Origin of the sequence: Gelidibacter sp. (assembly GCF_039916245.1) — a bacterium.
Classification (GTDB): Bacteria; Bacteroidota; Bacteroidia; order Flavobacteriales; family Flavobacteriaceae; genus Gelidibacter.
In genome coordinates this window covers 1-10,218 of the sequence record NZ_JBDSLS010000021.1, presented here as the reverse complement: position 1 = coordinate 10,218, position 10,218 = coordinate 1, and the positions used below count along the sequence as shown (strand labels likewise).

Sequence of the window (10,218 nt, the reverse complement as noted above, 5' to 3'; positions counted from 1 at the left end):
AATAATTTACCTTTGCCACCTTCTTTAAAATAAGTAATTCCTTCTGTCCATCCTTTTATGACTTGTTGTAAACCAAACGAAATTCCATTAGCATCACTTTTATCAAAAGTCTTACCGTCTAAAAAATAACCTTTATAAGCTACGGTTACATTAGAGGTTGCGGCTGGTTGCTTACCAGAACCTGGCTCATCCATAACATAATACAAGCCGGAAACACTCTTTTGAGCATCCAAATTATTTTGGTCAATATATGCTATAATTTCTTCATTATTTTTCTCTTTATAGTCTACAACGCCATCACTTTTATTACATGAAGTTAAGAAGGCAAATACCAAAACCATTAAAGCGTGTTTTTTCATAAATATTTATTTTTTAAGGGATCAAATATAGGGGAAACGAAATAATAAACACTACCAAATCATTTTGTGATTTTCAACTGATAGAATAGCATAAAATTTGAACGCAAGGAACACAACCATAAATCGAAATGAACGGAAAGACATAAAACCTTACGACCTTTGTATAATCCTTTGCAAACATTGAGGTAAACAATTACTCTATATTTTCTTCTATTAAATCCTACGAACATGATCTTAAAAAAACTACTTTATTCAACTTTAAAATGGTAATTAACCAAAAAAAATTAACTAGTTAAATAAATCATTATTTTATATGTTTGAAAATCAAACTTATACTCTTAAAAACACATAATGAAGCATCTCATCACCTTTTTAAAACCCTTATTTCTAAGTCTTTTTGGCCTCATAATATTCACAGGTTGCAACAGTAAGAACTATATTATTAAAAGTGACTTCGCAACAAATACCGAAGGCTGGACGATTACAGGCGACGCTCAAGGCGAATTTTCAGAGCCATCTTACGCAACTGAAGGTGGTGTGACCGATGGCTACATATTTGCTGATGATGACGTACAAGGCGGGGTTTGGTATTTCACGGCACCAGATACTTATCTTGGGAATAAAAATGAATTTTACGGAGCCACACTTAGATTCAGTCTCTTACAGGAATCTAAAATGTCCAGACAATTTGTGAGTGATGATATCATTTTTCAAAATGGAAATAACCAGATTACATACATCTTTGATAAAGAAAATTATCCAGGCAAAAACTGGACTGAATATGAGGTAAAAATCAGTGCTGACCAAGGCTGGTTTAAAGGTGGATACACTAGTAAAGTTCAAGCTACAGAAGCTGAGATTAAAGGCATTCTCTCCAATATTACCCAATTTTCAATTCGCGGCGAATTTGAAACCGGCCCAGATACTGGCGCTTTGGATCATGTCATCATTTCTAAAAAATAAAGATAAAACCTCTCAGGTTTTGAAAACCTGAGAGGTTCGAGATCTCCATTTTTCAAGAATATTGTAACCTATAAACCGACGGCCAATCAAATTCACATCATATGATTGCACCAGCTATCGCTAGCAATAAAGTTTAGATATAATTTAATTTTGAGGCTTTTTTTTTAACATATGTTGGCAAAAGCAATCGCATCGTACTTATAAAAACAAGTTACTGAAAATGATAAATTCGTATCTTTGATTAAAAGTTTATAAAAATGGATTTAGAAGCCCGCAAAATATCTTTTGTTCAAGAATTTTTAAGACTGCAAAACGAAGAAATAATCAGCGGGCTGGAAAAATTATTGCGAGAAAGAAAAACCGAACTTATTGAAAAAAACATGAAACCAATGAGCATGGATCAATACAACGTTGAAATCGACCAAGCTATGGAGGATTCGGAAAATGGACGCATGATTAAAGCCTCAGACCTAAAAGCCAAAATCCAAAAATGGAGCTAGAGGTTTATTGGTTACAATTAGCCGAAGATAAGCTTGATGACATTTATACCTATTATAAATTAAAAGCGGTCAAAAAAAATTAATTAACGGCATTGTAGACACCACCATTGATTTAGAAAATCAACCTGAAATTGGACAAGTCGAATTAAATCTATCGAACAGAAAACAAGAGTTCAGGTATTTGGTTTTTAAAAATTATAAATTAGTGTATTGGATAAATTCTGATTACAATAGAATTGAAATTGCAAACGTCTTTGATTGTAGACAAGATCCAGAAAAAATCCTAGAAACAAAATAATTCTAGTTCTGAATTCTTTATAAAATCAGTTACTAGTATCCTACTATTTACCACAACCTTCGCGAATTTCTCATTCAGTTAGCGTTTATTGAATCAGGTTATTATAGCCGGGAAATATTCAAATTATAAATAAAATAAAGACTTTTGATCTCAGCCGAGCAGAACCTATTGACATAGATATGTCAATCAAATTCACATCTTATGATTGCACCAGCCATCGCCAGCATTAAAGTTTAGATATAATTTAATTTTCAGCCTGTTTTTCCTGAGGAGTTCTTTAATTTTACGAAAAACATTTTCTTCACAATTACAAATCACTCATGAAAAAATCAATAGTTACCTTATTTTTAATCTTTGGATTCATCTCTTTTATAAATGCGCAAACAGAAACACTGGAAGATCGTCTTTATGAATTGCCAGATGTCATTTTTACAAAAATAGAAACCCCAGCTAATTATGAAGCGGCCTACGAATTAAAGATCAAACAACCTTTAGATCATAAAGATCCTTCTAAAGGTTATTTTTACCAAAGAGCTTATTTGTCTCACAAAGATTTCAAATTGCCCACCGTAATGATAACGGAAGGTTACACCGCTAACAGCAACAGAATTGACGAATTAACTCGTTTTATCGATGCTAATCAACTCCGAATTGAGCATCGGTATTTTGGCAAAAGCAATCCTGCCAAAATCGATTATCAATATTTAACTTTAGAACAAGTTGCTGGGGATTTACATCATATCAACAGCCTATTTAGAAATTTATATCCTTCCAAATGGATCTCTACAGGGCGCAGTAAAGGTGGCGCAACAACTTTATTTTACAGATATTTTTATCCGGAAGATGTTGATGTAAGCGTCAATTATGTTGGCCCTATCAATAAATCGTTTGAAGAGCAACGTGTTTATAAATTTTTAGATACGGTTGGCACAGCAGACTGTCGTGCGAAAATTGAAAAATTCCAAAGACATGTTTTAGAAAATAAAGCTGAAATCCTACCACTCATTAAAGCCTACAGCATTGGTGCAAAAGCAAGCTTTACCTATCAAAATATTGAAGAAGCCTTCGAATTTTCAGTGATGGAATATCCATTTTCATTTTGGCAATACGGTTCAGATTGCAGCTTAATTCCTGATGAAAACGCTTCGGCATTTGATTCCTTTGTTTACTTGACCTCAGTTTCAGGAATCTCTTTTTTTAGCGATCAGTCGATGACGGATTACGCGTCACACTATTACCAATCGGCTAACGAGTTTGGTTATTATGGCTATGACACCAGCAAATTTAAAGGACTTTTAGACGAGTTGCCTACGAATAAAAATCCGCATGCGGCTTTCACACCTAACCATATGAAAGTTCCTTTTAATGATAAAGCATTAAAAGGGCTGAATGCTTGGCTTCCAAAACACGGCAATAAAATTGTTCATATTTACGGAGCGTTAGACACTTGGTCAGCTTCGGCGGTGCCTCCATCTGATAAAGTGGATGCTTTATGGTTTATGATGAAAGGAAAACATCATGGCACCGCCAACATTACTGAAATGACGCCAGCTGAAAGAGAAAAACTCACCAAGGCATTAGAACGTTGGCTAAACATCAGAATAGGAAACTAAAGTTAAGTTATAAATCTAAAGGTATTTTTGATTGGTGTTTTATTTAAAGATTGTTGGTGAAAAACACCAACAATGGCAAAATTGTTGTTAGAAAACACCAACAACGGCAGCGGACAAAACACCTACACTGGAAGAATTAATATCCAAAATACTTACACATGAGTTGCAAATTGAAAAAGGATGAAAGAACCCCAGAAAAGAGCATTGCACTAACGAACAGCGTGGCCAGAACAACAATTTTCTCATTTGAACGGTAGTTGACATAATTCAATACCACTTGAAAAGCCAACGCCAACAGTTGTCCTACCATTATTTGTTTAGCACAATTTATTATGGGTTTTTGGAAATACAAAAAATAATTCGCACATATAACCACGATATAAAGTGAGGTTATTACAAACAAAACCGTCTTTGGAAATCTAAATCTTGAGGAGTTTGCCATGTTGCGCAGTTTATATCAAAGGTAATAAATCGGAAAAAATCAGAAGACAATAATTATTATGAAATACCAATTATTAAGAAAATAACATCTATTTTTTGAAATATTATTAAACTATGAACACTCTCTACATCCATGGCTTAAATGGCAGCTTAACTCCCGAAAAAAGAGTCATACTCGAACGCTACGGAAACGTCCAGTCGCCAGCCATCGATTATGAAAACAATCCAGACAGTATTATGTGGATTTACAACCAGTATAAAGATGCAAAAATTGATATCATCATGGGCAGTAGCATGGGTGGATTTGCTGGATATCATCTTTCCAAATTATTTAAAACTCCTGCTTTGCTGTTCAATCCGGCATTGTCTGAAAGAAGTGTTTTTCAAAACATCCCTGAAACAGGAGAAACCAACGGCTCTTGCATTAGTATTGTTTTAGGCTCTAAAGATACCGTGGTCAGCCCTAAAGACACCTTGAGCTTTTTAGGCGATATATTAATGCAATCACAAAATTATAATATCAGCATTCGGTATGACCTTGAACATCGGATTCCTGTTCATGTTTTTGAGGAAGAAGTCACTAAATTCTTTGAGAACGTTTCTCCAAATATTTTAAAACCGAGAAGACTCTTTTTAGACGATCTAAGATCTATTGTGATGGTGTATGACAAAACCTTTGAATCTGAATTTGATATTGTGAGAACCTACGATGACTTCGTGGATTACATCATGAAAAACGGTCTTCCCGAATTCATTAGTTTTGATAACGATTTGGGACTTGATGACAACGGAAAGCTTGCTCCAGACGGTTTAGCAGCTGCCAAATGGCTGGTTTACGAATCGGGTCTCGATTTGCGAACTCTACAATATAAGGTGCATTCAGCAAATCCTGTGGCTGCGGAGCAAATCCGTGGGCTATTAGGGAATTATATGAAGCACTTAAACAATTTAAACTCTTAAAAGAATATTGTTTTTAGGTAAAAAAGGACCATTTGAGCTAAACCTCTTTTTTAAGGAGAGTGTTCAGTTTACAAAGACAAACTAAACCACTTCTATTAACTAAAGTCCACACCAACCCGATAAGCGCTCTAGTAGTGTTTTTAAAACAGATCAAAAGTCTGTTGCATTCGTGAAATTCATATTGCGAAATTTGAGCCAGAATTACCACCGTACGAATAAGTCCGTGAAATTCACATCAAAATTTTCAGAAGCTAAGTGCATAGTTTTAGCTTAATTTAAGATCAATGAATTTACTTTTCTTTTGCTTCTTTCAACTTCTTCTTTTCTTGCCTTTTGAAATAGCCCCTGAAGAAGAAATTATGCTTTAGGGCCTCCATATTTTCATTCAATTTTTCAGACGCTTCTTTTATATTAATCATGGTGGAGTCAATGTTTTTAATCAAAATCTTATCCTGAGTGATATAATTCAAAGTGCCTTTGGAGGTTTTTATATCGGAAATATAATCTTCAAGACTTTTGGTCACTTCTTTGATATGATCACTTGATTTTTCAAGATTTCCAAATACGTGTTGGATTTGGTTTTTGGAAACGGTATCACTCAAAAGCAACGCTGCCGCACTATCGTCATAATTTATTTTGGAGACAATAGTATTGATTTGAGAGACAGCCTCGTTGGCACTCAAAGTCATTTTTCGCAACCCATCCATTGACCTTTTCAAATCTTGAGCCATTAAACTATCGCTCATTAAAGCCCCCAAAGTGCCCTTTCCCTCCACCAATTGATTGGTTATGGTCAACAAATTTGCAGAAATCAAAGCCACATTTTCATTCGTTCTGTCTAATGTAGAAAGCATCTCAGTAGTACTCGTTTTACTGTAAACTTGTAGGAGGTCTCCAGAAACTACCATCTGGGCGGACTTATCCTCTCCAGGAACGATATTTACAACCATACTTCCAACCAGACCGTCTGAACCTATTGAGGCAATAGCGTCTTTCTTAATAAAACGGGCTGCTTTCTCTTCAATAGACATGCCTACTGTAATCTTTCCCGCTTCCAACATTTCGATTCTGCTAACCGTCCCCACATTAACGCCAGAATAACGCACATTATTTCCCAATTGGAGTCCATTTACATCTTCAAAAATGCCATAAAGTAGAATGTTTTTACTGAACATTTGCTGGCGACTTCCAATAAAATAGAGCGCAACAATAAGCAGCAAGGTGCCCACGATGACAAAAATGCCGACTTTTATTTTTTGTGACGTTGATTTTCCCATAATATTAAGTTTTAAAGAAGGCCTGTACTTGTTCATCTTTTGAATTTGAAAGCTCCTCAAAAGTGCCTTCCACATAATTAACCCCATCCACCAGCAAAATTATTCGGTTCGAAACGAAACGCGCGCAATCCACATCGTGCGTAATGATGAGGGATGAAGTATTGTATTTCTTTTGAATATCGCGCATCAACTGAATGATCTCCTTAGCTGTAATTGGATCCAATCCTGTGGTGGGCTCGTCATACATAATGATTTTAGGTTTTAGGATCAATGCTCTCGCCATGGCGACGCGACGTTGCATTCCGCCAGAAAGCTCTGCCGGCATTAAATCTATGGCATGCAATAATCCCACGTTTTCCAAAGCTTCTTTGACCAAGACTTCAGTGCCTTGAAAGTTTTCTATTTTATCTTTATGTCGTCTTAAAGGAAACTCTAGATTTTCACGTACCGTCATGGAATCATAGAGCGCACTTCCTTGAAATAGAAAACCGATCTCCGTACGAAGCATATCCAACTCCTTTTGCCCCATCGTCGTAATATCCTCGCCTTCAATTGTAATGCTGCCGCTATCTGGCTGAATCAATCCCACCAAACATTTTACCATGACCGATTTCCCTGAACCCGACTTGCCCATAATGACCAAGGTTTCGCCTTTAAAAAGTTTCAGATTGAAACCCTGAAGCACATGATTGTCCCCAAAACTTTTTTTCAGATTTTTTATCTCTAATACTTGCTTTATGTTTTCTCCAGAATTCATTTAGGACTCAAAAAATATATTGGTTATGAATACAGCTATAAAATCAATTATAAACAACAACATCGAGATATAAACTACAGCAGAATTTGAAGCCTCGCCCACGCCTACGGTTCCTTTAGAACAGTTATACCCTTTATAGCAACCCACCAATCCAATGGCAAAACCAAAAAACACCGATTTTACCGTTGCCGGAAGTAAATCGCTGAATTGCAAGGCATCGGAAACTTGATTAAAGTAGAACTGAAACGACACATCCCCTTTAATATTTTCAACCAAAGCTGAACCTAAAAGAGCAATCGCATCGCCCATAAGAATCAATAAAGGCAGCATTAAGGTTGTCGCGACAATTCGTGTGACCACTAAATATTTAAAAGGATTGGTTCCAGAAACTTCCATGGCATCAATTTGCTCCGTAACACGCATCGACCCTAGTTCAGCGCCTATTCCTGAGCCAATTTTACCAGCGCAGATCAATGCAATGATTACCGGCCCAATCTCTCGAACAATGGAAAGACTAACCATCGAGGCCATCCAGGATTGCGCACCAAACTGCATCAACGTAGGTCGAGACTGTAAGGTAAAAACGAGTCCTAAAATAAACCCCGTCACACTGACCAATAACAACGAACGATTGCCCATATTATAACATTGACGAACCAGCTCTCGAAACTCAAAAGGCGGACTAAAAACTTCTCTAAAAAACCGTCCCGCAAATAAGGTCATATCGCCAATTTCGGCGAAGAATACTTTAATGGGGTCCAAGATGGAATTCGGTTGGCTCATTTATAAATGGTATACTTAAATGTAACTCTATTTTAGATAATACAGATGATATTGAGCAGCTAATCACCTTAAAAACACAATTCTGTGAAAACATTATTAGGAGTAATCTTATCCAAAAGTCGAGTTTTAATAATATTTTGAACTAAAAAGTTATTGGCTATATGGTCTATTTTGTTTCTGACAAAAAACTTATAATTCATTGTTGAACACTGCTGATATAATTAGTATATTCAAACAAACCTAATTAATACTAAATTCCAAGTAATGAAAACCATTTTAGTGATCGCTTTTTCCTTAGCGCTTGTAGGTTGTTTAAATTCCAATAAAAAGACTAACGAAGAAGAGATCAAAATCATTCCCGAAGAAGTGGTCGAAAAACCCAAACCCATTGAAATACGGGTAAAGAAAGATGTTCCCATTCGCTCCTACTTTAAATGGATGGACAGTATTGTTTCAGAACATAACCAAACCCACAACTATCCGATAGACGAATACATTATTGTTCATAATAACCCTTGGATTATTGATACTTTGGCGCATACTGATTATTACTATCTGAAGGACAAAGGCATCTTTAATGAAGATTCGCAAGCCCTGAATGCTTTGACAAAAGATCAAATTCTCACCATTCCCGATTCCCTAAAAACAGAAGAACTAAAAGCCCAACTAAAGGCCACCACACTGGAATTAAACATTCCAGAATTTAGACTTCGCATCCTTCAAGATGGAAAAGAGCTCTATAAATTTCCTGTTCGGGTGGGAAAAGTTGGAAAAAAATATATGGAAATGGCCCAATCCACGGTCGATAGGAGAACACAGCCAGGCATAGGAGAAATAATCAGGGTCAACAAAAATCCGACATTTAGGAACCCTCTGAATAATCATAAATATGTCCGAACCAATCGAGATGACGGCAAAAACACGGCCCTTCCAGCGATTCCATGGTTAGAACCAGCAATCAATGGTCGAAGGTTGGGTCAACTTATTCATCCCACCACCAATTTGGCGACCTTAGACAAAGCCTCTTCCAACGGCTGTGTTGGCTTAAGAGAATCGGATGCATGGATCGTTTATTGTTACGCGCCGATAGGAACCAAAGTGGTATTTAAATATGAGTTAGTTGGAAAAAATGATGCTGGAGAAACCGTAGAATTTAAAAATATCTATCCTGGTTTTGAAAAAATTAAATTAAAAAACATTTCATCTGAATTATAAAAAACAGCTCAAGACCTAGACATCGGTTGCTTAAAATGGCGCCTATTGCAAAAACACAGAGCGTGTGTGAAAATAGGATTTCTAACCATAATTAGTATAAAAAAATAACACCTAACACTAATCCAACTCAAATGAAAAAACTAGCACTACTATTGACCTTCGGATGCATATTTTCCTTAACGGCACAAACCGAAGCAGAAAAAGTAAAAGAAACCATTACCAAATCAGAAATTGAAGGTCATATTTACTTTTTAGCCGACGACGTTTTAAGAGGACGCGAAACAGGCTCTCCCGAAATCAAAATAGCCGCTTCGTATTTAGCCAATAGCCTTCGCAGTTATGGCGTCAAACCAAACCCACAAACAGGCACCTATTATCAGGATGTAAAACTCAAACGCGTATCTCCTCCAAAAAACTCCTCCATCGAAATAAACAAGCAAGCAATTACGGATTACGTATTTATCAATGCGGCAGCAATGACTTCTAACCAAGACGCCATTTATTTAAACCATGGTTTAGCTGATGATTATAAGGGTAAGGATGTTAAAGGCAAAGTTATTATTGTAAAAGCTGGCAGTCCTGAAACCAGCGAAGGAAGAGCTGCTTTCGGTTTACGTCGCACCAAGGAAAAATTGGCCAAAGAACATGGGGTTGCTGCAATTATTGAGTTACTAAAAGTAGACGATGGCACCTGGAACTCAATAAATCATAATTTTAATGGACCGACCATAACCATTGCTTCAGGTGACAATGCCAAAAGTGAAGGTAAAGAAACTGCTTATGTTTGGGTTTTAGATAAAGACGGAAAAATGGCAGAACAATTAAGCGCTGCCAAGAAGATAAGTTCCAAAATAACGATTGGCGAAAAGCATGAAGAAGCTGTCGATTGTCAAAATGTTATTGGGATCGTTGAAGGCACCGATCCGAAGCTTAAAAATGAATACATTATTTATTCTGCACATTATGACCATGTGGGTATCGGTGCACCTGATGCTACTGGAGACACCATTTATAATGGCGCAAGAGACAATGCCGTTGGCACTACTACCGTT

At 36.4% G+C, this 10,218-nt stretch carries 10 protein-coding genes; 6 read left to right on the top strand and 4 right to left on the bottom strand.

The features are described 5' to 3' along the window. On the bottom strand, positions 1-341 hold a 341-nt coding region (locus tag ABIQ28_RS01300), incomplete at its 3' end, for an FKBP-type peptidyl-prolyl cis-trans isomerase (protein WP_348034942.1). Positions 342-710: 369 nt separating this feature from the next. Here ABIQ28_RS01300 and ABIQ28_RS01295 point away from each other — a divergent pair. The 4 genes from ABIQ28_RS01295 to ABIQ28_RS01280 all read left to right on the top strand — a co-directional run bounded on the left by ABIQ28_RS01295 (position 711) and on the right by ABIQ28_RS01280 (position 5,134). Next, positions 711-1,322: a laminin B domain-containing protein gene (locus tag ABIQ28_RS01295; protein WP_348034941.1), complete on the top strand. Its 612-nt coding sequence runs from the start codon at positions 711-713 to the stop codon at positions 1,320-1,322. 257 nt (positions 1,323-1,579) lie between these two features. Further along, entirely contained in the window at positions 1,580-1,822 is a 243-nt protein-coding gene (locus tag ABIQ28_RS01290) for a hypothetical protein (RefSeq protein WP_348034940.1), read from the top strand. A 618-nt stretch (positions 1,823-2,440) separates the two neighbouring features. Beyond that, a complete protein-coding gene (locus ABIQ28_RS01285; RefSeq protein WP_348034939.1) occupies positions 2,441-3,733 on the top strand; it encodes a S28 family serine protease in 1,293 nt (430 codons plus the stop codon). A gap of 555 nt (positions 3,734-4,288) precedes the next feature. Further along, on the top strand, positions 4,289-5,134 hold the full coding sequence (locus ABIQ28_RS01280) for a YqiA/YcfP family alpha/beta fold hydrolase (RefSeq protein WP_348034938.1): 846 nt from the start codon (positions 4,289-4,291) through the stop codon (positions 5,132-5,134). Positions 5,135-5,424: 290 nt separating this feature from the next. Here the strand turns inward: ABIQ28_RS01280 and ABIQ28_RS01275 are convergent, their stop codons facing one another. Genes ABIQ28_RS01275 through ABIQ28_RS01265 form a run of 3 tightly spaced genes read right to left on the bottom strand, consistent with a single transcriptional unit; the run spans position 5,425 to position 7,951 of the window. Beyond that, entirely contained in the window at positions 5,425-6,411 is a 987-nt protein-coding gene (locus tag ABIQ28_RS01275; protein WP_348034937.1) for an MlaD family protein, read from the bottom strand. Positions 6,412-6,415: 4 nt separating this feature from the next. Then, entirely contained in the window at positions 6,416-7,168 is a 753-nt protein-coding gene (locus tag ABIQ28_RS01270) for an ATP-binding cassette domain-containing protein (protein WP_348034936.1), read from the bottom strand. Further along, positions 7,169-7,951, bottom strand: a complete 783-nt coding sequence (locus tag ABIQ28_RS01265) for an ABC transporter permease (protein WP_348034935.1) — start codon at positions 7,949-7,951, stop codon at positions 7,169-7,171. A 264-nt stretch (positions 7,952-8,215) separates the two neighbouring features. On the opposite strand from ABIQ28_RS01265, the gene ABIQ28_RS01260 reads away from it, so the two are divergent. Together ABIQ28_RS01260 and ABIQ28_RS01255 are read left to right on the top strand one after the other, a co-directional pair. After that, positions 8,216-9,166 (top strand): L,D-transpeptidase, encoded by a 951-nt coding sequence (locus tag ABIQ28_RS01260; RefSeq protein WP_348034934.1) that lies wholly within the window; start codon positions 8,216-8,218, stop codon positions 9,164-9,166. Positions 9,167-9,297: 131 nt separating this feature from the next. After that, positions 9,298-10,218, top strand: a 921-nt coding sequence (locus ABIQ28_RS01255) for a M28 family peptidase (protein WP_348034933.1), incomplete at its 3' end; no start/stop codon positions are given.

Excerpts from the sequence above, each read along its gene's own strand:
- ABIQ28_RS01285 (WP_348034939.1), top strand. The coding sequence starts at position 2,441 with ATGAAAAAATCAATAGTTACCTTATTTTTAATCTTTGGATTCATCTCT.
- ABIQ28_RS01290 (WP_348034940.1), top strand. The coding sequence starts at position 1,580 with ATGGATTTAGAAGCCCGCAAAATATCTTTTGTTCAAGAATTTTTAAGA.
- ABIQ28_RS01265 (WP_348034935.1), bottom strand. The coding sequence starts at position 7,951 with ATGAGCCAACCGAATTCCATCTTGGACCCCATTAAAGTATTCTTCGCC.
- ABIQ28_RS01295 (WP_348034941.1), top strand. The coding sequence starts at position 711 with ATGAAGCATCTCATCACCTTTTTAAAACCCTTATTTCTAAGTCTTTTT.
- ABIQ28_RS01270 (WP_348034936.1), bottom strand. The coding sequence starts at position 7,168 with ATGAATTCTGGAGAAAACATAAAGCAAGTATTAGAGATAAAAAATCTG.
- ABIQ28_RS01280 (WP_348034938.1), top strand. The coding sequence starts at position 4,289 with ATGAACACTCTCTACATCCATGGCTTAAATGGCAGCTTAACTCCCGAA.
- ABIQ28_RS01260 (WP_348034934.1), top strand. The coding sequence starts at position 8,216 with ATGAAAACCATTTTAGTGATCGCTTTTTCCTTAGCGCTTGTAGGTTGT.
- ABIQ28_RS01275 (WP_348034937.1), bottom strand. The coding sequence starts at position 6,411 with ATGGGAAAATCAACGTCACAAAAAATAAAAGTCGGCATTTTTGTCATC.